This window comes from Kribbella sp. CA-293567 (assembly GCF_027627575.1).
In the GTDB taxonomy this organism is placed as follows: domain Bacteria; phylum Actinomycetota; class Actinomycetes; order Propionibacteriales; family Kribbellaceae; genus Kribbella.
On sequence record NZ_CP114065.1, the window covers coordinates 2600249 to 2621706 of the forward strand.

The window sequence follows — 21458 nt, forward strand, 5'->3', positions numbered from 1 at the left end:
TATTAGCCGATGCGAGACAGCACTCAGTGGGTCGGGGTGATCAGGGGAGTTCTAGTTGGACTTCGACGATCCAGTGGGACTGGTCTTCGCCGGGGGCCTCCAGGTAGTGCTCGCGCCAGGTGAAGGGTGCGGTCTGGCGGCCGGTGGATTCGGCCCAGCGGGCTAGCTGTTGGTAGGCGGTGGAGATGGTGTTCATGGGGCCGTGGTGGATGACGGTGGCTACGTCGGTGGCTGGGAGGATCCGGGTGTGGAGTCCGGGGACTTGGGGGCCGGTGAGGGCGTAGCCGGCGGTGATTTGGATGGCTGGCTCGTCGGCATCGCTGTCGGCCATCGCGCCGGTCCGGATCAGCGTGTTGCCGTCGTGGTCGGCCTCGTGGTCGGGGGCCGGGGCCGAGTATGGGGCCAGCTCGGGATGGGAGGCGGGCTCGGCTGCGGGGTGGGGCTGGTAGTGGGCGATCGGGGTTGTGCGGTCCGCGCCGGCTGCTTCCATCTGGAGGATGACCTGCTCGAACAGCGTTTGGACGACGCTGCCGGTCTGTTCGCGGCTGGCGTCCAGGGCGTCTGCTGAGAGGGCGGCGAGGGTGACGGGTTCGAGGTGTTTGGTGTCGACGTTCATTCGAGGTTCCTGTTCGATCAGTCGGAGTCTCGCCTGGACTCGGTCGAGGGTGTGGCGGTTGTGGCGCACCTGGCGTTCCAGTTCGGCTTCGCGCAGGCGCAGCATGCCGGTGAGTTCGGCCGAGATGATGCCGTCGTGGAGGAGTGGGCCGAGCTCGTCCAGGCGGAAGCCGAGGCCTTTGAGTGCGAGCAACCGGTTGAGGACGGTCAGTTGCGCGACGGCGTACGAGCGGCGGCTGGTGTGAGGGTCGACGTGGTCGGGGACCAGCAGACCGAGGGCGTCGTAGTGACGCAGCATGCGCGTCGTGACGCCGCCGAGGCGGGCGAATTCTCCGATGTTCATCATGGTCCCTTCACTGTCCTGCTTCACACTGTGTCAATTGCAAGGCCGACGGCGGCGCCGGTTCGCACTGTGGGCGTGGGATTTGCTGGGGTCGTCAATTGGGGTCATCAATCGAGCAGGGCATGGAGGAACACGCTGTGGATCTGGACTGGAGCTTGGGACAGTACGAGCCGACGGGAGAGTCGCTGCTGCCGATCTCCGAGATCGTCGTGGCGATGTCAGAGCCGCTGGCGGGGAAGCGGGTCGTCGACCTGGGATGCGGGACCGGGAACGCCGCGCTGCTGGCCGCTGCGCGAGGCGCCGTCGCGACCGGTGTCGACCCGGCCGCGCGGTTGGTGGAGGTCGCGCGGAAGCGGGCTGTCGAGCGCGGGCTGCAGGCGGAGTTCCTGGCCGGCGACGCGGCCGCGATCCCGGTCGAGGACGGTACTGCCGACGTGCTGCTGTCGATCTTCGCGGTGATCTTCGCGCCGGACGCCGATGCGGCGATCGCGGAGATGGCGCGGGTGACGGCCCCCGGCGGGGTGATCCGGCTGACCTCCTGGGTGCCTGGCGGATCGATGATGACGATCAACACCGTGGCCGGACGCTTCATGGCCGAGGTCTTCGGGAGTGGGCCGACTCCGGACCCCGAGGCGCCCAAGCCGCTTGCGTGGCACGACGAGCCGGCGCTGCGCGAGGCCTTCGCGAAGCACGGACTCGAGGTTGAGGTCGAGCAGCGCTCGATGCACCTGACGGCCAGTTCTCCGGAGGAGTATCTGACGAAGTCGGGGCAGCACCCGATGGCCGTGAGCGCGGCGCAAGCGCTGGCAACCCGACCCGACAGTGCCCAGTTGGAAGCCGACCTCGCGGGGCGCCTGCTCACCGCAGTACGGGAGATCAACGAAGACCCAACTGCCTTCCAAGTCTCCAACAACTACGCCATCGTGACCGCCCGCCACGGCTGAGCTGAGTCAGTGGGCCGGCGCTGGGCGTAGTACTGCTGCGAAGGCGGCGATGCCGAGGGTGAGCACGGTGACCAGGATGAACGAGATGGTGAGGTTGCTGGCTTGGGCTATGCCGCCGATGATCGACGGAGCGATCAAGCCGGACGTGTAGGTGACGGTGGCGACGCCGGCGATCGCCTGGCTGGGGTTGGGGCCGGCGCGGCCTGCGGCTGCGAAAGCTAGCGGCACGACTACCGCGATGCCGAGCCCGAGCAGGCCGAAGCCGGCCATAGCGACCAGTGGGTGGTTCGCAAGAACCACTAGTACGCCGCCCAGGGTCGCGATTGCGCCGCTGACTCGCACAGTGGGTACTGCGCCCCAGCGGTCGACTACTGCGTCGCCGGCGATCCGGGCCACGGCCATGGTCAAGGCGAAGCCGGTGGTGGCGGCCGCGGCCACCCCGTCCGACGTGGTCAGGACATCGCGCAGGTAGACCGCGGACCAGTCAAGGCTTGCGCCTTCGGCGAAGACCGCGCAGAAGCCGACGGCGCCGATCAACCAGGCTGACTTCGGGGGCAGGGCGAAGCGGGGTGGGGCCACCTCGTCCTCGGTGGGATGCAGGTTGAGCACCCACCGGCAGGCAGCGACTCCAGCCAGAGTCAGTACTGCGGCCGCGACCGCGTGGTGCACCTGCGCACTCAGTTCCAGATGCGCGGCGATCGTGCCGAGGCCGGAGCCGATCAGCGCTCCGACGCTCCACATGCCGTGCAGGCCGGACATGATCGATCTGCCGAGCCGGCGCTCGACCTCGACGCCGAGAGCGTTCATCACCACGTCTGCCATGCCGGCCGTCGCGCCGTACACGAACAGCGCCGCGCACAAGGTCAGCAGGTTGGGGGCGAGGGAGGGGAGCACGAGGGCCAGCGTCCACAGCGCGATCAGCCCACGGAGTGCGGTGCGGCTGCCGAGACGATGGCTGATCCGCGCGGCGAGCGGCATCGACAGGGAGGCGCCGATCGCCGGGAAGGCGAGCGCCAGGCCCAGCTGCCCGGCACTGACCGACGCGTGGTCCTGGATCCACGGCACCCTGGTCGCGAAGGATCCCGTCACCGCGCCGTGCACGCAGAAGACCGCAGCCACGGCGTACCGGGCCTGGCGGAGTTCGTTCATTCCCACCCCTTGAAGCACCACGAATTCCACCATTCAAACATCTAGATTGTTCGAACGAACATCTGGCTGGTAGCTTGACTGTGTGAAGAGTACGGAACGGCAGCGGGTCATCGTCGAGCGCCTGATGGCTGCTCCGAGGGTCGGTGTCGCCGAGCTGGTGACCGCGACCGGAGCGTCGGACATGACCGTACGGCGCGACCTCGACTACCTCGCCGCGCAGGGCGTGCTCAAGCGCGTCCATGGTGGCGCGGTCGCCGCGATGCCGAGCGGGGTCGAACCGCCCTTCGCTGCTCGGGCGACAGCGGATCTGGGCCCGAAGCGGGCCATCGCGCGGGCCGCGGTCGCCCATCTGAAGGACGGCGAGACGATCGTGCTGGACAGCGGTACGACGGCCCTCGAGGTCGCCAAGCTGCTCCGCGATCGGGCCGTCACGGTGATGCCGCTGTCGCTGCAGGTCGCCCAGGAGCTCATCGACGCGCCGCGGGTGCGGTTGCTCCTGCCGGGCGGGGAGCCGCGCGCCGGGGAACTGGCGCTGGTCGGGCCGCTCACGCTGGCTTCGCTGCGGGCGTTGCGGTTCGACGTCGCGGTGCTCAGTCCGTGCGCGTTCAGCCTCGACGCGGGGATGACCGCGTTCGACCTCGGGGATGCCGAGGTCAAGCAGCAGGCGATGGCGGTGGCGACCCGGTCGATGGTCCTCGCCGACGGCGCCAAGTGGGACCGCTCGGCGCTGGCGTACATCTGTCCGGCCGATCGACCCGAGCTGATCATCACCGATTCCACCGCGCCCGAGGAGACCCGCACGCTGCTCGCGCAGCGCGGAGTACTGGTCGAGGTCGCGGAACCAACCCTGGAAGGGCTCTCTTGAGCATCGACATCGCCGCGCCCTCCCGCTCGGCCCGCGCGGCCCGGGTGGCCACCTGGACGTACTTCGGCCTGAACGGTTTCGCGGTCGGCATGTGGGTCGTGCACATCCCGAACGTCGAGCACGCGACCGGCATCTCGCACAGCACCCTCGGCTTCCTGCTGCTCATCCTGGGCGGCGCGGCCTTCGTCGGCATGCAGGTGGCCGGGCCGCTGGCCGACCGGGTCGGTCAGCGGCGGCTGGTGCCCACGGCCGGTGTCCTGCTCGGCATCTCGTTGTTCGGTCCGGGCCTGGCCGACAGCTGGTGGACGCTCGGACTCGCATTGCTCGCGGTCGGCTTCGGCAACGGGTCGATCGACGTCGCGATGAACTCGCAGGCGGTGGTCGTCGAGCGCGCGTACCCGCGGCCCATCATGGCTGCCTTCCACGCCATGTGGTCGATCGGTGGCGCGTTCGCGGCGTTGATCGGAGCGTCGACCTTGAAGGCCGGAGTGTCGACGGCTGTGTCGCTGAGCGTCTCCGGCGCGGTGGTCATCGTGGTCTCGCTGGCCGTGAGCCGCCTGTTGCTGGAGCCGGAGCCCGCGCCCGAGCCGGCCGTGGATGAGCCGGCGCGAGTCGCGCCGCCCACGAAGCTGGTCTGGCAACTCGGTGCGCTGGCCTTCGCGCTCATGCTGGCCGAGGGCGTGGCGAACGACTGGGCCGCACTGCAGTTCCGGGATGTGCTCGACACCTCGACCAGCACCGCGGCGTACGCGTACGGCGCATTCGCCGTCGCCATGACGATCGGGCGGTTCGCCACTGATCGAGTGGCGGCGGTCGTCGGGCCGGCGGCCATCGTCCGGTACGGCGCGCTGCTGGCCGCGATCGGTCTGACCACGGTCATCGTGGTGCCGTGGGTGCCGGTGTCCCTGATCGGCTGGGCCATCTTCGGCCTCGGCCTGTCGGGCGGCGTACCGCAGCTCTTCACCGCCGCCGGGAACCTCGATCCGCGAGCTTCCGGCGCCCTGATGGCGAAGGTGGTCGGCCTCGGGTACGTCGGCCTGCTGGCCGGCCCCGCCGTGATCGGCGCCCTGGCTCACTTCATGCCGCTGAACCTCGCCTTCATCCTCCCCGTCGTCCTCTGCCTGATCACCGTCGCCTCGGCCTCGGTGATGAAGCGTTAGCTCGGCAACGAAAATCTGGTGCGGTCACAGCAGTTCCCCTTCTTCGTCGTCGATCATTCCTGCCGCGAGGGTCCATCCGTCGTGGGCGTCGATCAGCAGGAATGATCCGGTGATGTTGTTGCTGGAGTACGGGTCAGCGGCCAGTGGTGCGGCGATCTTGAGCTGCACCTTGCCGATGTCGTTCAGTTCGAGCCCGGTGGCGTCGATGACTCCGAGCGTGTCCAGATCGAGCGCACCGTTGATCTTGGTGACGATCGCCTGGGCAGTGGTGGTGGTGTGCTTGATCAGCAGCCGGGCGCCCACGGTCAGTGGGCGGTCCGACAGCCAGCACACGGTGGCGAGGAGTTCCCGGCGGGTGCCGGGGGAGGAGTCGGCCGAGACGATGACCGATCCGCGGGCGACGTCGAGGTCGTCGGCGAGCCGGACGGTGACGGCTTCACCGGCGACCGCAGAGGGCCGCTCCGCGACCGCCGTACCGGTAGCGCTGATGACGGCGCGGTCGATGCCGGAGACCGAGGTACGCCGGCCGGCCGGTAGCACAATGACCTCGTCGCCGACAGAAACGGTGCCGGAGGCAACGGTGCCGGTGTAGCCGCGGTAGTCGCGGTACTGGTCGTCGGTTTGGGGGCGGATGACGTATTGGACGGGGAAGCGCAGTGGCCGGCTGGAGGTGTCGTCGCGGCCGGTTGCGCTTTCCAGGTAGTCGAGCAGGGTCGGTCCGTTGTACCAGGCGGTGGCCGGAGAGCGCTCCACGATGTTGTCGCCGACGAGCGCGGAGACCGGGATGGCCTGGACGTCGCTGATGTTGAGCTGGTTGGCCAGTTGTGAGACGTCCTTGGCGATGCCTTTGAAGACGGCTTCGTCGTAGCCGACGAGGTCGATCTTGTTGACCGCGAGGACGACGTGCGGCACCCGGAGCAGGCCGGCCACGGCGAGGTGGCGCCGGGTCTGTTCCAGTACTCCGTGCCGTGCGTCGACCAGGATGATGACGACGTCGGCGGTGGAGGCGCCGGTGACGGTGTTGCGGGTGTACTGCACGTGGCCGGGGCAGTCGGCCAGGATGAAGGAGCGCTTCTCGGTGGCGAAGTACCGGTAGGCGACGTCGATGGTGATGCCTTGTTCGCGTTCGGCGCGCAGGCCGTCGGTGAGCAGAGCGAAGTCGAAGTCGCCGGTGCCGCGGCTGGAGGAGACGTGCTGGACGTGCGCGATCTGGTCGGCGAGGATCGCTTTGCAGTCGTGCAGCAGCCGCCCGACCAGGGTGGACTTGCCGTCGTCGACGGAGCCGGCGGTGGCCAGCCGGAGCAGTTGCCGCTGGATCGGGGTGCTCATCAGAAGTACCCCTCTCGTTTGCGGTCTTCCATGGCGGCCTCGCTGGCCCGGTCGTCGGCTCTGGTGGCGCCGCGTTCGGTGATCTCGCTGGCGGCGACCTCGATCACGACTTGTTCGGCCGATGTGGCGGTCGAGGTGACGGCGCCGGTGCAGGACATGTCGCCGACGGTCCGGTAGCGGACCAGCCTTTTCCCGGCGGTTTCGCCGGTGCGTGGTTGGGAGTAGGGGCCGACGGCAAGCAGCATGCCGTCGCGTTCGAACACGTCGCGTTCGTGGGCGTAGTAGATGCTCGGCAGCGGGATCTGTTCGCGGGCGATGTAGTTCCAGATGTCCAGCTCGGTCCAGTTCGACAGCGGGAACACCCGGACGTGTTCGCCCGGTTTGTGTTTGCCGTTGTAGAGCGACCACAGTTCGGGTCGCTGGTTGCGCGGGTCCCACTGGCCGAACTCGTCGCGGAGGCTGTAGATCCGTTCCTTGGCGCGAGCGCGTTCCTCGTCGCGGCGGCCGCCGCCGAAGACGGCGTCGAACCGGTGCCCGTTGATTGCGTCGAGCAACGGAATGGTCTGGAGCTGGTTGCGGGTGCCGTCGGAGCGCTCTCTGAGCCGGCCGTCGGCCAGGTAGTCCTCGACCTTCGCGACCTCGAGCCGCAGCCCGAGAGCAGCGACGGTCTGGTCGCGGTAGTCGAGGACCTCGGTGAAGTTGTGACCGGTGTCGACGTGCAGCAACGTGAACGGTACCGGCGCCGGCGCGAACGCCTTGCGGGCCAGGTGCAGCATCACGATCGAGTCCTTGCCGCCCGAGAACAGGATCACCGGCCGCTCGAACTCCGCCGCCACCTCACGGAAAACGAAGATCGACTCGCTCTCGAGCACCTGGGTATGGCCGAGCCGAACGCTGCCTGGCGCTTCTTCGCGCGTCTGCATCTTCAGATCAGTCCCCGCTCTGCGAGCGAGGCCATGACGGCGTTCACTGATCGGGTGCTGTCCTCGAGGTCGGTCCGCAGGATGAGGTCGGGAGTCAGCGGCTCCTCGTACGGATCGTCGACTCCGCTGAGTTTGCTGATCACGCCTGCTCGCTGCTTCGCGTACAGGCCCTTCACATCGCGATCGGCGCATACCTTCAGCGGAGCGGCGACATGGACCTCGACGAACGGCAGGGCTTCCCTCTGATGCAGAGCGCGGACGGAGTCCCGGGTGTCGCGGTACGGGGCGATCGCGGCGACCAGCACCGTGACGCCGTGGCGCGCGAGCATCGCGGCCAGCCAGCCGATGCGGCGGACGTTGAGGTCGCGGCCGGCCCGATCGAACGGGAGGTCGCCGAGCTGGTGGCGTACCTGATCGCCGTCGAGCACCTGGACCGCTCGGTTCCTCGCCCGAAGAGCGTCAGAAACTCCTTCGGCGACCGTCGATTTGCCGGCACTCGGCAGACCGGTCAGCCACACCGTGCAGCCCGGTACCGGCCCAGTGGCTTCCGCGGCGTTGTCCCGTGACGGACTCTCCATCGGCTCTCCTTCGGGTGATCCGCGCGATTGCAGGTTGCTGCAACGGCAAATTCGGCGGTTGACTCATCGGAGTTCGGATTGTTGACTCTGGGGACATCGCTCTGGAAGCCCACACCTGGGGGTGGCTTCAACGGCCGCCACGTCGAACCCTCACTCCACGACGGAGGCTCACCACGGTGCAACCCAATGACGTCATGGACATCCCGGTCGATCTTCTCGAACCGAGCAAACATCAGGTCCGCACCCGCGGGGTCCGCAGGGACCTGCAGGAACTGGTGGACAACATCCGCGTCCACGGACAGCTCGAACCGATCGTCGTCGTGCCGGGGGCGGAGCCCGGGCGCTACGAGATCATCGCGGGGCAACGACGCTGGCTGGCGATCAGGGAACTGCAGTTGCCGACCGTGCGGGCGACGGTTCTGCGGGGGACCGTGGACGAGGCCAAGGCCCGTGCCGTATCGATGAGCGAGAACGTGGTCAGGCACGACGTGGACTCGAAGGACCTGATCGACACCTGCACGGTGTTGTTTCGCAAGTACGGCTCGGTCAAGGCGGTGGCAGAGGAGCTGGGGCTGCCCTACAACAAAGTGCGAAGCTACGTGAAGTTCGAACGTCTGCGGCCGGAGCTGAAGCAGTATGTCGAGTCTGGTGACATCGACATCAAGACCGCTCTGCGGGCCGAGGACCATTTGAGCACTGGGGGCGCCCGGACAGCCGAGGACGTCCACGAGTTGGTTACCGCCATCAAAGGGATGACAACGGCGCAGCAGAAGGACTACCTGGCAGGTGCCGCCGAACGGCCACGGCCCACCACGGCGCAGCCTCGGGGCAAAGCCGACAGGCAGAACAGACCGGGTGAGGTCCGGCAGATCATCGTGACCCTGCGCACGATGGATCATCAGGAGCTGAGGGACTGGGCGGCAGGGCAGAGCCTCGGGCAGGACGCGGCGGCGGCTCGCATCATCGCCGCGTTCCTTCGTGCCAGGCGGAAGGACGGTGCGGCATAGCCCGCGCGGAGGCGAGCGCGGACAGGGTCACCAGGAGGCCGTCGAGGAGCGTCTGCACCGTCTCACCGGAGAAGAACGAGGCGTTGTAGTAGATGACTCCACTCTGCCGGTCGGCACCGATCTGCAGGTACGGGGCAGTATGGCCGATCCACGTTTCCAGCTGACGTTCGCTCAGGTCACCGGCCACTGCGGCGTTCGCATCCTTCGGTTGACCGTCGGTATCGACGGTCAGGGAGGTGATGTTCAGACCCCACCACTGGGCCGGCACGTTGCGTTGGGCGTCGGACTGGATGTAGGAGTCGAACAGATGGAGGTCGTGCCACGGCCTGTCATGTCGGAACGCCGGCCAGACCGCTTCGGCGAGTTGCTTGAACGAGCAGGTTCGAGCGATCGCCGCGTACAGCGCCTCATTGACCGTCCGTAGAGCAGCGACTGGAGACATCCGGCTCCCCAACTGGACGGGAACGTAGAGATCCCGGGTGAACTGTCCGACCACCCGGTCCCGGAGGGCACCCTTGCGTCCCGTCGTCGTCGTACTCACGATCACCCGGTCCACGTCGGCGAGGTTCCGCAGAGCGACCGAGTAGGCCGTTTGAAACAGGACGTAGACCGTCGTCCGTAGTTGCCAGGCGACTTCCCGGAGCTCGCCCGCGGTTGCATCGTCGAGCCGGAAGGGTAGCGACCGTGGCAGGTTCAACGGCGTCTGCGGCGAGATCTCCAGGGCCGGAACGACACGGTCCTCGACGAGCGGAAACAGTGCGTCACGGTAGCTTTCGACGATCTCCGCCGGCCGGCTGAGTTCACATCGTTCCACCTGTACGGCGTGGTCGAACGTGGTCGTCGCCGTGGGTGGGACCGGCGCCAGACCACGTCGATGCTGATAGCTCTGCAGCAGATCCTCGAAGACGATGGCCATGGACCAGCCGTCGAGCAGGAGATGGTAGAAGCAGAGGAGAAGAGCTGTGCGGTTGGGGCCGCACTGCACGACGTCGACGCGCCACAGCGGCGCCCGAAGCAGGTCGAAGGCCTGCGCCTGCCGCGCCGCCACGATCTCGGCCAGCCGCTGCTGACGGGCTTGCTCGGTCAGCGTCTCGAGGTTCTCGTGGTCGACCAGAGGCTCGACGTCGGCCGCGATCCGGACCAGCGGGTCGGCGGACAGGTCTTCGAAGCAGAGTCGGAGCGTCGGGTGGAGCCGCAGCACGTCTTGCAGGGCCAGCCGGAAGGTGTCGGCCTCGAGTGGCTGGTCGATCATCACCGACAGCACCGCCGAGTACCGGGCAGCACCAGGGTCGAGTGGTGAGATCGCACTGGTTCGCTCCCACAGGGCTTCCATTCCGGCAGGCAAAGGGAATGGGTGCATCGAAACCATCCTTATGGTCGCCGTCAGCTGACCTGTAAACCTTGCTGAGATCCACCAGACAATGCTTCGCCGGATCCGTCAACAGGGCCGAATTCAGTTAATTGGCGACTGCGTTCGGAAAACTTGCCGGCCACGCCGGTTCGTTTGATTATTGGTGGCCGGTCAAGTCGTCGGATAGCCAGCCGCCGGAGGTCGAGTGCGATGGATGCCTGCCTGGAACAAGTCATGAGAGCGGTCCTCGACCTGCCGGTGGGAGCCGCCATCCGGCCCGACCAAGAGCTGGAATCGGCGCTGGGTGTGGATTCGCTGTTCCTGATGAGCATCGTCGTCGGCGTCGAAGCCGAGCGTGGCATCGAGTTGAGCGCGGCCTCCATCGGTTCGGTCCGTACGGTCGGCGATCTGGATCGCGCGGTCGGTGAGGCGCTGGGAGCAGTCGGTGAAATCTGACCCCGGCGGTGCCGCGATTCCGCTGGACGACGGCAGCGGCCGGATCCTCGGCTACCAGTGGACCGGCGAGCTGGCGGCGGCGCTGGACGCAGTGGACGCCGAGCTCACCGCGGCGATGTCGGGCACGCATCGCCCGGTCGTGCATACCTGTACGACGCTCCTGCCGGAGAACGTGCTGGAGAAGGCGGGGTACCTCGCCAGGCTGCCCTCGCTGCCGGTCTATGCGGTGCCTCATGCCGTCGACGACCGGGCGCTCGGTGACAGCCGCTGGGTGCTGAACCCGTCCGTGTGCTTCCAGACGCTCGGCACAGTGGCCGCTCGTTCGGCGATCGGCGAGCTGTCGACCTTCACCGCTCGCGGCATCTGTCACCGGGCCGAGGGCGGCCCGATCGACGATCCGTTGCGACTGGCATCGTTCACGATGCGGGAAGTCGTCTTCGTCGGCGGGGCCGCGCAGGTACGCGCCGAGAGTGTTGCCTCGTTCGGGCGGCTCACGGATCTCGTCGGCCGGACCGTCGCCGGGGCAACGGTCGAGGACGCCACGGACGTCTTCTACGGCGACGATCAGCAGAGCATGCGCCGGCTGCAGAAGGCGCTCGCGGTCAAGCGCGAGATCATCGTGCCGTGGGGGCCGGGCACTTTCGTCTCGGTCGCATCCTGGAACGACCATCGGCAGCGGCTGACTGATGCTTTCGGTGTCCGGCGTGACGATGGCGACGAGGACTGCCGATCTGCCTGCGTCGCCTTCGGGCTGGAGCGCATCGCGATCGTTCTGCTGGCCGGCCGGAGCGGCCGTGCGCCGGTGGAGTTCCTCCGCGAGCTGGTCAGCCGCAGTCGAGTGGATCCTCACCCCACGAATGCGCCCAGTAGGTGAAAGCGTAGGTCGACGGCGTGGTCGGCACGCGCTCGAGCAGCTCCGGACCGATGAACTCGACGGCGCGAAAATCGGTGATCAAACGATAGTTCTGCTGGAACCCCCAGCTCAGCGGGTAGAGCATGTCGGGCGGCAGTACGACCACTCCCGGCAGCTTGTCCGGGATGGTGACGCAGTTGGCCTCGGCGAGGGCTGTCAGGCCTGGCCAGGTCCTCAGCTCCGCACCGGACCTGGCGGTGAGGTAGAGGTGCAACGCGTCCCACAGCAGGATCGGACCGGTGGCTCGTTCGATGTAGTCATCGGTGAGCCGCCCGGCGGCCAGCCAGAGCGTCACCAGCCAGAGCGGGTGGCCGGGTGCGGCGGCGTACATCCAGGCGTTGGGGATGGAGTGCTCGGCTTCTTCCGGTGGCATCAGCATCGAGCCGAGGACAACCTCGTCGGTGTAACGGGAGAGCAGCTCCGTCATTCCGCGCAGGCAGTAGAAGTCGAGGTCGGCGTACATCCCGCCGTTCGCGAACAGGTGACAGTACCGGAACATGTCGGCGGTCCGAACGGGGTTCAGGCCGGTGTGGATGGCACCGGGAAATCTGGTCTCGTTCGTGGCCAGCCAGGACAGGATGTCCGCATCGTCGACCAGGAGGTGGTTCGCGTCCGGGTGGTTGTCCAGCCAGGTCCGGCGGAGCTGGGCGAAGACCGGTGGAAGGTCATCACGCGTCTTCCAGGTCTGCATGAGCTGGAAGGTCATCCGGCCGGCTCCGTCAGCAGCCGGCCGTGTTCGGTGCTGCCCAGCGCACGGTCGAGTTCGAGCAGGTTCGGGATCTTCGCGTAGGTCGATCGTGAGTTGAGTTTGCCGCGCGGGCCGAGCATCTCGGCCACCTGCTGGTAGGGGATCGGGGACACGCCGAACAGCCGCACGATCTGCTCGAACAGCTCTCGCCGGCGCTGTTCGGTGCTGTGGTAGAGATCTTCGTAGGTGCACGAAAGGTAGGTCGCCGGATCACGCTCGGCGACCACCGCGGCATAGTGCCGCATGGATTCGCTGAGTTGGTCGAGGGTCTGCCGGAGGTTTTCGACCGGAGCCGGCTCAAGGTGGTCGTAGTGATCGGCCAGCGGCTTCTTGGCATGCCACACCTGCCAGAGGTTCGTCTGGCAGGCGATCCAGTGCGAGACCACCGCCTCGAGCAGATTGCGTCGTCTTAAGAACAACAGCGGATGGTCCTCGTCGGCCAGCAGGCCGTCGTTGAGCTCCGGCGGCAGGTTCCATTCGAGCGTCTTCATCCCGTCGAAGGAGTGCCGCAGGATCTCGAGCTGCGCGGCCAGGCTGGGGGCATCGCTCACCTGGCTGCCGTAGTCGACATGGTCATCGGCCCAGGACGGGTAGTTGGGATTGAAAGGTTCGTTCACGACCCGGAGTCCGGGGTGCTCGCCGAGCGCGTTGCAGAGATTGTCACTCCCGCTGCGGGCGTGCGCGAAGATCACAAAGAATTTTCTTTTCTTCCTATTGATCATAGCTTTCCGCATCCTTCTCGTCAGCTGATCGAGACGTCAATTGATGCCACCGTCCGGCGAGTCTAGTCACGGCTGAAGTTTCCGGAAAGATCGGTGATGATGGTCGATGTCCGGCATATCGGGGGCGGTCGAAGGGATCATGTTTTGCAATGACAGGATTTGATCGACAGATTTCAGTGGTGACAGTCACCCGTCGGCGGCCGGAATTACTCACCGAGGCCGTCGAGGGCGTCATGGCGCAATGCTGCGAACACGTCGCCGAACACCTGGTCGTCATTGACGACTGCCCGCAGACCGCTGACTTCCTGCGGACCGTCGCGGCCGGAGCGGTCCGGGCGGTGCCGATCGCGCGCAGCCCCCAGGAGGTCAGCGGACCCGCGCGGCTGGCGAAGCTCCGCAACGTCGGCGCGCAACTCGCCCGGGCCGACTGGATCTGCTATCTGGACGACGACAACGCCTGGACGCCGGACCACCTGCACACGCTGCTCGAGACCGCGCAGGCCACCGGATCGCCGGCCGTGTACTCCTGGCAGCAGGTGGTCCACTCCAACCGAGCTCCTTATCTGGAACAGCGTTACCCCTGGGCTCGCAGCGACGAGGAGGGCAGGGCGATGTACCGGAAGTTGCTCGCTCGAGGCGTGGTCACTGTGGGTTCGAACGTCTACCGGGACGTGGCCGACGACCAGCGGGCCGCGGGGGCCGTCCGGATGACCGATGCGGGGGAGTGGCTGCTGCGGACCGACCTCGTGCGCACGCTGGGCTTCTGCGAGAAGTACTCGGACCAGGAGCTGGCGCGTCTGATCGGAGAGGACGACAAACTGCTCGATTCGCTGATCGACGCCGGAGTACCGATCGCCTGCAGCCGTCGGCCGACTCTGATCTACCGGCTCGGGGGGTTCTCCAACACCGTGGAGGACCGGATCGAGGCTGCCTGTCCGGGAGACTCTCAATGAGCTGGATGTTCTTCGACGACCACCAGGCGGAGGTGATCCGCGAAGCGTCCGCGCGCCTCGTGCCTGGTCCGGACGACGACGTGACCGAGCGCGGCCACCCCGGCGCTCGGGAGGCGAACGTGGTTGGCTACATCGATCGCCATCTCGGCGGGCTCGACTGCAACCCGCCGACTCTGTACGCCATCACCTGGCCCCCTGGTGGCCCGCAGCGCTTTCTTCAGCTGACGGGTGCGCAACAGCATGGCTGGTCGAAGCGCCTGGCCGAGCTGGGCCGGGTGTACCGCGACGGCGTACGCCGGCTGGATGCGGCACATCACCGAGGTGGCTTCCTCGGGGCTTCGGTGAGCCGGCGTGACGCGATCCTCAGCCGGCCGGAACTTCTCGACTTCCGCTCGACCCTGTTCGCCCACACCGTCGAAGGCATGTACTCCCATCCGGCCTACGGCGGAAATGACGGCGCGATCTGCTGGCAGGACATCGCGTATGCGGTGCCTACCTCGCTGAGTGCTGTCGCAGATCCGGCGGCGGTGACGCCACCGGATCCGGCGATGGTCGCCATGCTCGAGAGCGCGTTGCCGTTGGCCATCCAGCTTCTGCTCGATCGCGACCACGCTGATGGCTGACCGGGTTGTCGTGATCGGCAGCGGTGCCGGTGGCAGCGTGGCAGCGATGGTTCTGGCGGAGGCTCGGTTCGATGTGCTGGTCCTCGAGCGAGGGCCTGCACCTTTTCCGGACGGTCGTCTGACGCCGGCCGGCAGCCACTTCGGCGCCGACGAGCTCAAAGGCCCGGTACGGCGGTACGAGTATCCCGACCAGGACGCAGAGCCGAGGGTGTTCGTGCATCGGACGATCCCGGCCGAACCCGTGGTCGGCGAGATCAACGCGCTGCCGTCGGTTGTCGGAGGCGGGACGGTCCATTGGGATGCCAAGACCCCCCGCTACTGGGACATCGACTTCAAGAAGCTTTCTCTACTCGGGCCGATCCCCGGCGCCGAGGTGGTCGACTGGCCCCTCGAGTACGACGAGCTGGTGCCGCACTACGAGACGATCGAGACGCTGCTCGGCGTACAGGGAGACATTGCGGCTCTGCCGGCCCATCCGACCTTGGCCAGGGCCCCACGTCGCCGGCAGTTTCCGCTCCCGCCGGGGGTGCCGCAGCGCACCTCTGCCATCGCCGCACAGGCCGCAGCGAGCATCGGGCTGCACCCGTACCCGATGCCGATGGCGATCGCCTCTCGTCCGTACGACGGGAGAGCCGCCTGCACGGACTGTGGGCACTGCGACGGTTTCGGGTGTCCGACCGAGGCCCGTGCGAGCGCTTGGATTCCACTCCGGCGCGCGATGCGGGCGGGAGCGGAACTCCGCAGCGGATGCTTCGTCACGAGTATCCGGCACACCGGCGGCAGGGCGACCGGTGTCAGCTACCTCGACCCGCGAGGCCAGGAGGTACTCGTGGCCGCCGACCTCGTGGTGCTGGCGGGCTCAAGCGTCGAGTCCATCCGGATCGCATTGCTGTCGGACCTGCCTGATCCGTCCGGCCTGATCGGCAGGGGAGTCATGTTCCATTCGTGTACGGCGGGGTACGGCCTGCTGCCCGGTCAGGATCTCGATCCCGGAACAGGCCGTGGGCATACCCATGCGCTGGACGACTTCGCGGATCCCGACTTCGGTACCGCGAGGGAGGCGGCGCGGGAGGCGGGTCTCCCATATATCCGAGGCGGGGTGGTGGCGCTCGGGATTGCGCCGATCGGTCCAATCACCGAAGGGCACATCTACAGCGGCATCCTGCAACGCCTGAGCCCTGAGCGACCATTCGGCACCGACTTCAAACGGCTGATGCGGACGGGACTGCTCCGCCGCTCGCTACTCGGCCTACAGATGCACGCCGAGGACCTCAGGGTGCGGGCGAACCGTCTGACGCTGGATGCCACCGTTCGCGACTGGCGAAAGATCCCGGTCCCGCGAATCGACTACGGACCGCACAAGCACGAAGTGCTCGCGCAGGAGTACTACGCAACCTGGTTGCACAGGCTGCTGCGTGCGGCCGGAGCGACCTCGACGACTGTCACTCCCGAGATGCGGAGCGGCGCTCTGGCAGGGCTCGGCGGTGCGGTGCTGACGGATTCGCACACCCTCGGCGGGCTGCCGATGGGATCGTCGCCGAAGGACAGCGTGACCGGCCCGTTCGGCAGGATGTGGAGCGTTGACAACGTCCTCGTCGCGGATGGCAGTGTCTTCCCGACGTCCGGCGCGCACAACCCGACACTCACGCTGATGGCGATGGCGCACCGCAATGCCGGTCGATTGTCCGCCGGGTGATCTCGGGAAACCGAGTGATCTTAAGAAAACGCGCGGCTACGAGCTGGTCGCGCAGCGGCGTCGTGCTCGACCAGCGCACTGCGGAAGTCCGGGTGCTCGGCACGCCAATCGCCGGACAACGCCTGAGTGGTGGTGACAGCGTCGTGGTCGCGGACCCCTCGCCAGGCCATGCAGCCGTGGGCGGCGGTGATCACGCAGGCAGCGCCGATCGGGGCGAGACAATCCTGCACGGCACCGGCGACCTGGTAGCCGAGTCTCTCCTGCACCTGCAGGCGGCGCGCATAGACCTGGACGACCCGGACGAGCTTGGACAGTCCAACGATCTGATCACCAGGGTGGGGACGGTAGGCGACTGTCGCCACACCCATGATCGGCAGCAGGTGGTGTGCGCAGGTGGAGGCGATCCGGATCCCGGAGACCACCACCAGCCCAGGATCCGCGGGGCCGCCGAAACAGCGCTGGAGGTGCCGCGCCGGATCGTCGTCGTACCCGGCCAAGGCCTCTGCCCACGCGCCGGCCACCCGCTGCGGTGTCCCTGCCGTGTGTTCGCCTTCTTCGACGCCGAGTGCGACCAGCAGATCGGCGACAGCCAGCGCTGCCTTGTCACGATGGATCATCAATGGCCCCTTTTCTCGTTCCAGGCAAGGACATGCAGGCGATGCGTCGCGTTCAGACCGTGCGTTGCGGCTGCGTCGACGATCACCGGCCAGCGCGCGCCGAGAACCTCTTGGGTGGTTCCTTCAGGCATCACCCACACTCCACGCCGGGGCCAGCCGACCTGATCAGCGAGTTGGCGTACCTCGGCGACATCGGAGGCCGAAGTACAGACCACCTTGAGCTCCGCTTGGCCGTCCTGAGCCACGGCGGTCCAGCCCGGATGCAGGCCGGCCTGTTGGTGACCGCGGTGGCTGCCGGCGTTTGCGAGCTTCGGCGAGACGACGAACAGCTCGACCAGGGCTCTGCTCACGGCGTTGGGCTCGATCGTGCCGTTCGTTTCGAGATGCAGGTCGCAGCCGCGGTCCCGCAGCCGCTCCAGCAGTTCACGCCAGGACGCCTGGTCCTGCTGAAGGAGCGGCTCACCCCCGGTCACGATCACCAGGACCTCCATGGGAAGGCTGGAGATGATCTCCTGTACTTCGGTGTGCCGGATCTCCCGCCTCAGGTCGTAGCGCGATGCGTCCCAGGTGTAGGCCGTGTCGCACCACGAGCAGGCAAGGTTGCATCCACCGAGCCGGAGGAACCATGCCGATCGTCCGGCCGCCGGCCCTTCGCCCTGGATGGTCGGACCGAACACCTCCGAGAGCGGAAGGGTGAGCAGGTCCGGCGGCGAATCGGTCACAAGGTGACCTCGGCGGCATTGAGATGCGTCTCGCTCACGCGGACCCGCGAAACGGCCAGGTGGTCCTGCCCCAGGTCGGCGACGATGCCGGTCGCGACCCGTGCCACCAGGAGGGCGACGTTCTCGACAGTCGGCCAGTCGAGGCCGTCGGAGGGTCCGGACCGGCCGAACCGGAACACTCTCGAGCCCGCCGCCAGCAGCGGAATCACGAGCGGGTCCGCATCCCCCAGCATCGAAGCGTGGTCCAGCTCGGCGTCGATCCAGGTCCTCAGCGCCTTCTTCAGCACTCCGAAGTCGACCACGACGCCGGTCGCGTCCGGCCGGCCGGAGACCGTCACCTCGGCCCACCAGGAATGGCCATGCAGATTCTGGCACTTTCCACCGAGCTGCGGGAGCCGGTGGCCGGCCTCGAAATTATGGCGAACAACCACGGACGTCACGAATTCTCCAAGGGAATGCGATCAACGGCTGGTTGGCTGAATTCTGCGGACTGGCGCAGGTCTTGTGCAGGGAATTTCGACGGTAACATGCGAACCGCCGTCCCGGATATTTCGGAACGGCGGTGAATTAGCACCGAATCAGTTCGGGCCGATCGCTTCGGTCAGGTGCGCGAAATGCCGGCTGATCCAGTTCAGCGAGGTGGCGCCGAGCTGGTAGGTGGCCGGCTCGTCCGGGCCGGCGCGATACTGCAGCTCGGTGATCAGTACGTGGCTCCACGAGGTGAGTGAGACCTCGGCGGCCAGCATCGCTGCCGGGAGGGCCGCGCGTTCGGCCGAGGACAGCGGATTGGTGGCGTCGTAGCCATCGACGTACCGGCGGACCAGGGACAGGAACGTTGCGCCCCGGCTCTCGGTGGCGGCCGGTCGCGCGACGACGGCGCGGACGGAATGCACCAGGTAGTAGGCGAGATCGTAGATGCGTTCCCCGACCGGTAGGTGGTCGAGATCGATGAAGCCGGACACCTGGCCGTCGCTGAGCAGGACGTTGCCGGCGTTGCAGTCGCCGTGGATCAGCTGAGTCGGTAGGCCTTCCAAGGCCGCGGCTGCCGCGGATTCGTGCGGGCTGATCGAGTCTTTCCGGAGGTCGGTGGGGAGTTTCGGAGCCCCCTCGTCGAAGGCCTGGTGGGCGAGATCGAGTTGGTAGGCCTTCACCGGCCAGGGATATCGCGCGAGCGCCGCGTGCAGAACGCCCAGCGCCGATCCGATCCGGAGACAGACCTCGGCGGCGTCGGGCCGCAGTTCATGGTCACCGTTGTCGACGGCGAGCCTGGGGACCAGAACGTAGTTGTCGTCCCCGTCCTTGACGGCCAACGTCGCGTCGTCGCTGACGATCGGTACCGCGACGGGGATGCCGGAGTCCTTCAAGTGCAGCAGAACGCGATACTCGTCGGCCAGACTGGCGCCCGGACGCCAGCGTCCGAAGGATCGCAGCAGGTACTCCGAGCCATCGCCGGTGCGTACCGACCACAGCCGCACATCCGGATTGGTGTGCACCAGCGGCTCGACCTGCGGGTTCGCCAGGATGCTCGACCAAGCGGCGGCTGGCGGTTCTGCGGACTTCGATACCGGCATGATGAGCCACTATAGGGATGGTTCAGTGGCCACGCACGACTCGGTGAACCGCAGGATCCTGAACGCCGACGGTCGCGAACGCGTGCCGGCGAAGAAGGCAGGCGTCGCAGGTTCCGCAGGGCGCAGTGTGCTGAGGATCGAAACAACTGAGCGTCTCGCTGTAGTCGACGCCGAGCGCGAGACCTCGTCGTACGGTCTCGGCCTTGGTGAGGTGCAGTAGTGGGGCCAGGATCCGGATCGGCCGGCTGTCCGTGCGGGTGCCGAGGTTGGCCATCTGTTCGAAGGCCTCGATGTAGGCGGGCCGGCAATCGGGATAGCTGTTGCCGTCGGCGCTGCTCACGCCGAGATAGATGTCCGTGCAGCCCACCGACTCGGCGTAGGCGAGTGCCATCGCGAGGAACACGGTGTTGCGCGCCGGTACGTAGGTGACTGCGGCGTCCAGGTCGATCGGCGCGGGGCGATTCCGGTGCGGCACGGGGATGGAGGGGTCCGTCAGCGCCGAACCGCCGAGCAGGCCCCGGTCGAGCTTCACCACGTTGTGCCGCACTGCGCCGTACTCGGCAGCGGCCTGCGCGGCCATCCTCAGTTCCTCCACATGCCGCTGGCCGTAGTCGAAACTGATCGTGTGGAGGTCGTGCCCGGCATCGGCGGCGATCGCCAGCACGGTGGTCGAATCAAGGCCACCGCTGAGCAGCACCACGGCAGTATTGCCTGCTTTTTCCATAGTTCCTCCCAAGAGTGATCTTCGCTAACATCGGGTCCGGATTCCAGCTGGCCGTTGTCGATATTCGGGTCTGTGAGCGACTTCCTACGATCGCGATTTCCGCTCCCTCTTGTCCAGGAGGATCGAATGCCTCTCTCTGCCGATTCATTGGCTTTGCACGGCGGTATTCCGCTGCGTCAGGACCCATGGCCTTCGTGGCCGCGGAGCGACGCCGAGACCGAGCGGCTGGTGTTGGAGGTCCTGCGGTCGGGACGCTGGGCGATCAGCGAGATGAGCAACGGCCTGGAACTGTTCGAGCGACGGTTCGCGAAGGCGTTCGCGGCCTATCACGAGGTACCGCACTGCATCCCGACCACCAGTGGAACCAGTGCGCTGACCATCGCGTTCGAGGCGCTCGGGCTGAGCCGGGGCGCCGAGGTGCTGGTGCCGGGGATGACCTGGGTGGCCTGTGCGTCGGCGGTGGCCGGCGCGGGCCTGGTCCCCGTTCTGGTCGACATCGACCCACAGACGCTGTGCATGTCACCCGCCGCGGCCGAGGCTGCGATCACCAAAGCGACCGAGGCTGTCCTCCTGGTCCACTACACAGGCAACACGGCTGACATCGGCGCCTTCGAGAAGCTGAGTGCGCGGTACAAGCTGGCAGTGGTCGAAGACTGCGCCCAGGCGCACGGCGCGATGTATGCGGACAGGCCGGTTGGGTCGTACGGCGACATCGCCACCTTCAGCATGCAGGATTCGAAAGTTCTGACGTCGGGGGAGGGCGGAGCATGCTTGACCCGCGATGCGGAGCTGGCAGACCGGATGGAGCAGTACCGGGCCGACGGGCGGCGCTACTCCCGCGGCCCGGTCGGCCTCGGCGCCCCGGACCTCGAAGATCGCGGAGACGTCCAAGGGCGGAACCTGTGCTTGTCCGAGATTCAGGCAGCGGTCCTGCTCGGTCGGCTCCAGCGGCTCGATGAGGAGAATCGTCATCGGCAGGAGATGGCGACGGTTCTCGACGGGCTGCTGGCCGGATTCGCAGGGGTGAGCGGTCTGGTCCCCGATCCGAGGATGACCCGACGGACCTACTACCGGTACTGCCTGCGGCTCGACCCTGCCTTGTTCCAGCCCGTGGAGGTCGAGGAGATCCGGGAGGAGCTCAGCGCCGAGTTGCAACTGACGCTGGAGCCGCTGCACGATCCGCTCAACGACTGCACCCTGTACAACCCGATGGGTTCCCCGCGAAAGTACGACCCGGCCTTGCTGCCCAAACTCGATCCCAGGAACTTCGACCTCCCCGCGGCACGCCAGGCCAGGCAGCAGTTCCTCACGCTGCCTCATCGTGTTCTGCTCGGCGACCAGGAGGACATGCGCTGTATCGCCACCGCACTCGAGAAAGTCCTGTCGCAGCGCCGATCCTGGTCTGTTCCTGGCTGATCGAGTCGTGCGCAGCCGGGTGGTCCTGTGCCA

At 67.1% G+C, this 21458-nt stretch carries 23 protein-coding genes; 10 read left to right on the forward strand and 13 right to left on the reverse strand.

The features are described from left to right. Positions 1–40 precede the first annotated feature (40 nt). A complete protein-coding gene (locus tag OX958_RS12495; RefSeq protein ID WP_270137475.1) occupies positions 41–961 on the reverse strand; it encodes a MerR family transcriptional regulator in 921 nt (306 codons plus the stop codon). Between the two features lie 119 nt (positions 962–1080). Here OX958_RS12495 and OX958_RS12500 point away from each other — a divergent pair, with 119 nt between their 5' ends. Beyond that, a complete protein-coding gene (locus OX958_RS12500) occupies positions 1081–1902 on the forward strand; it encodes a class I SAM-dependent methyltransferase (protein WP_270137476.1) in 822 nt (273 codons plus the stop codon). A 6-nt stretch (positions 1903–1908) separates the two neighbouring features. Here OX958_RS12500 and OX958_RS12505 read toward each other — a convergent pair whose 3' ends face one another. Then, positions 1909–3051 (reverse strand): MFS transporter, encoded by a 1143-nt coding sequence (locus OX958_RS12505; RefSeq protein WP_270137477.1) that lies wholly within the window; start codon positions 3049–3051, stop codon positions 1909–1911. A gap of 82 nt (positions 3052–3133) precedes the next feature. On the opposite strand from OX958_RS12505, the gene OX958_RS12510 reads away from it, so the two are divergent. Together OX958_RS12510 and OX958_RS12515 are read left to right on the forward strand one after the other, a co-directional pair. After that, positions 3134–3916: a DeoR/GlpR family DNA-binding transcription regulator gene (locus OX958_RS12510; protein WP_270137478.1), complete on the forward strand. Its 783-nt coding sequence runs from the start codon at positions 3134–3136 to the stop codon at positions 3914–3916. After that, the gene (locus OX958_RS12515) at positions 3913–5076 is read left to right on the forward strand and encodes an MFS transporter (RefSeq protein WP_270137479.1); all 1164 of its coding nucleotides are present in this window, start codon (positions 3913–3915) and stop codon (positions 5074–5076) included. The genes OX958_RS12510 and OX958_RS12515 overlap by 4 nt, the downstream gene beginning before the upstream one ends. Positions 5077–5100: 24 nt before the next feature. Here OX958_RS12515 and OX958_RS12520 read toward each other — a convergent pair whose 3' ends face one another. From OX958_RS12520 to cysC, 3 genes are read right to left on the reverse strand one after another with little or no spacing between them, the layout of a single operon-like run. Continuing rightward, complete coding sequence (locus OX958_RS12520; protein ID WP_270137480.1) at positions 5101–6405, reverse strand: sulfate adenylyltransferase subunit 1; 1305 nt, start codon at positions 6403–6405, stop codon at positions 5101–5103. Beyond that, complete coding sequence (gene cysD, locus OX958_RS12525) at positions 6405–7328, reverse strand: sulfate adenylyltransferase subunit CysD (RefSeq protein WP_270137481.1); 924 nt, start codon at positions 7326–7328, stop codon at positions 6405–6407. The genes OX958_RS12520 and cysD overlap by 1 nt, the downstream gene beginning before the upstream one ends. 2 nt (positions 7329–7330) lie before the next feature. Further along, positions 7331–7906, reverse strand: coding sequence for an adenylyl-sulfate kinase (cysC, locus tag OX958_RS12530; RefSeq protein WP_270137482.1), 576 nt, complete (start codon positions 7904–7906; stop codon positions 7331–7333). A 176-nt stretch (positions 7907–8082) separates the two neighbouring features. On the opposite strand from cysC, the gene OX958_RS12535 reads away from it, so the two are divergent. Next, positions 8083–8913, forward strand: a complete 831-nt coding sequence (locus OX958_RS12535; RefSeq protein ID WP_270137483.1) for a ParB/RepB/Spo0J family partition protein — start codon at positions 8083–8085, stop codon at positions 8911–8913. Here the strand turns inward: OX958_RS12535 and OX958_RS12540 are convergent. Then, positions 8867–10273, reverse strand: coding sequence for a condensation domain-containing protein (locus OX958_RS12540; protein WP_270137484.1), 1407 nt, complete (start codon positions 10271–10273; stop codon positions 8867–8869). The two genes, OX958_RS12535 and OX958_RS12540, sit on opposite strands and share 47 nt — an antisense overlap. Positions 10274–10474: 201 nt before the next feature. Between OX958_RS12540 and OX958_RS12545 the strand changes: the two genes are divergently transcribed. After that, positions 10475–10720 carry an acyl carrier protein gene (locus tag OX958_RS12545; RefSeq protein WP_270137485.1) on the forward strand — a complete coding sequence of 82 codons (246 nt, stop codon included), beginning with the start codon at positions 10475–10477 and terminating at the stop codon, positions 10718–10720. Further along, positions 10710–11594: a hypothetical protein gene (locus tag OX958_RS12550; protein WP_270137486.1), complete on the forward strand. Its 885-nt coding sequence runs from the start codon at positions 10710–10712 to the stop codon at positions 11592–11594. Before OX958_RS12545 ends, OX958_RS12550 begins: the two co-directional genes overlap by 11 nt. On the opposite strand, the gene OX958_RS12555 is transcribed toward OX958_RS12550, so the two are convergent. Both OX958_RS12555 and OX958_RS12560 read right to left on the reverse strand, forming a co-directional pair. Further along, positions 11545–12339 carry a glycosyltransferase family 32 protein gene (locus OX958_RS12555; RefSeq protein WP_270137487.1) on the reverse strand — a complete coding sequence of 265 codons (795 nt, stop codon included), beginning with the start codon at positions 12337–12339 and terminating at the stop codon, positions 11545–11547. The genes OX958_RS12550 and OX958_RS12555 overlap by 50 nt on opposite strands. Then, the gene (locus OX958_RS12560) at positions 12336–13103 is read right to left on the reverse strand and encodes a hypothetical protein (protein WP_270137488.1); all 768 of its coding nucleotides are present in this window, start codon (positions 13101–13103) and stop codon (positions 12336–12338) included. The genes OX958_RS12555 and OX958_RS12560 overlap by 4 nt, the downstream gene beginning before the upstream one ends. Before the next feature lie 179 nt (positions 13104–13282). On the opposite strand from OX958_RS12560, the gene OX958_RS12565 reads away from it, so the two are divergent. Genes OX958_RS12565 through OX958_RS12575 form a run of 3 tightly spaced genes read left to right on the forward strand, consistent with a single transcriptional unit; the run spans position 13283 to position 16375 of the window. Then, a complete protein-coding gene (locus OX958_RS12565) occupies positions 13283–14056 on the forward strand; it encodes a glycosyltransferase family 2 protein (RefSeq protein ID WP_270137489.1) in 774 nt (257 codons plus the stop codon). Next, positions 14053–14679 carry a gluconate 2-dehydrogenase subunit 3 family protein gene (locus OX958_RS12570; RefSeq protein WP_270137490.1) on the forward strand — a complete coding sequence of 209 codons (627 nt, stop codon included), beginning with the start codon at positions 14053–14055 and terminating at the stop codon, positions 14677–14679. The genes OX958_RS12565 and OX958_RS12570 overlap by 4 nt, the downstream gene beginning before the upstream one ends. Beyond that, positions 14672–16375: a GMC oxidoreductase gene (locus OX958_RS12575; protein ID WP_270137491.1), complete on the forward strand. Its 1704-nt coding sequence runs from the start codon at positions 14672–14674 to the stop codon at positions 16373–16375. Before OX958_RS12570 ends, OX958_RS12575 begins: the two co-directional genes overlap by 8 nt. A gap of 20 nt (positions 16376–16395) precedes the next feature. Here the strand turns inward: OX958_RS12575 and folE are convergent, their stop codons facing one another. The 5 genes from folE to queC form a co-directional block, all read right to left on the reverse strand. Continuing rightward, positions 16396–16992, reverse strand: a complete 597-nt coding sequence (gene folE / locus OX958_RS12580; protein ID WP_270137492.1) for a GTP cyclohydrolase I — start codon at positions 16990–16992, stop codon at positions 16396–16398. Next, positions 16992–17714: a 7-carboxy-7-deazaguanine synthase QueE gene (locus OX958_RS12585; protein WP_270137493.1), complete on the reverse strand. Its 723-nt coding sequence runs from the start codon at positions 17712–17714 to the stop codon at positions 16992–16994. The genes folE and OX958_RS12585 overlap by 1 nt, the downstream gene beginning before the upstream one ends. After that, positions 17711–18154 carry a 6-pyruvoyl trahydropterin synthase family protein gene (locus OX958_RS12590; RefSeq protein WP_270137494.1) on the reverse strand — a complete coding sequence of 148 codons (444 nt, stop codon included), beginning with the start codon at positions 18152–18154 and terminating at the stop codon, positions 17711–17713. Before OX958_RS12590 ends, OX958_RS12585 begins: the two co-directional genes overlap by 4 nt. A gap of 138 nt (positions 18155–18292) precedes the next feature. Then, complete coding sequence (locus OX958_RS12595; RefSeq protein WP_270137495.1) at positions 18293–19285, reverse strand: phosphotransferase enzyme family protein; 993 nt, start codon at positions 19283–19285, stop codon at positions 18293–18295. A 22-nt stretch (positions 19286–19307) separates the two neighbouring features. Continuing rightward, positions 19308–20009: a 7-cyano-7-deazaguanine synthase QueC gene (gene queC / locus OX958_RS12600; RefSeq protein WP_270137496.1), complete on the reverse strand. Its 702-nt coding sequence runs from the start codon at positions 20007–20009 to the stop codon at positions 19308–19310. Positions 20010–20135: 126 nt separating this feature from the next. Here queC and OX958_RS12605 point away from each other — a divergent pair, with 126 nt between their 5' ends. Continuing rightward, positions 20136–21425: a DegT/DnrJ/EryC1/StrS family aminotransferase gene (locus OX958_RS12605; protein ID WP_270137497.1), complete on the forward strand. Its 1290-nt coding sequence runs from the start codon at positions 20136–20138 to the stop codon at positions 21423–21425. Positions 21426–21458 lie beyond the last annotated feature (33 nt).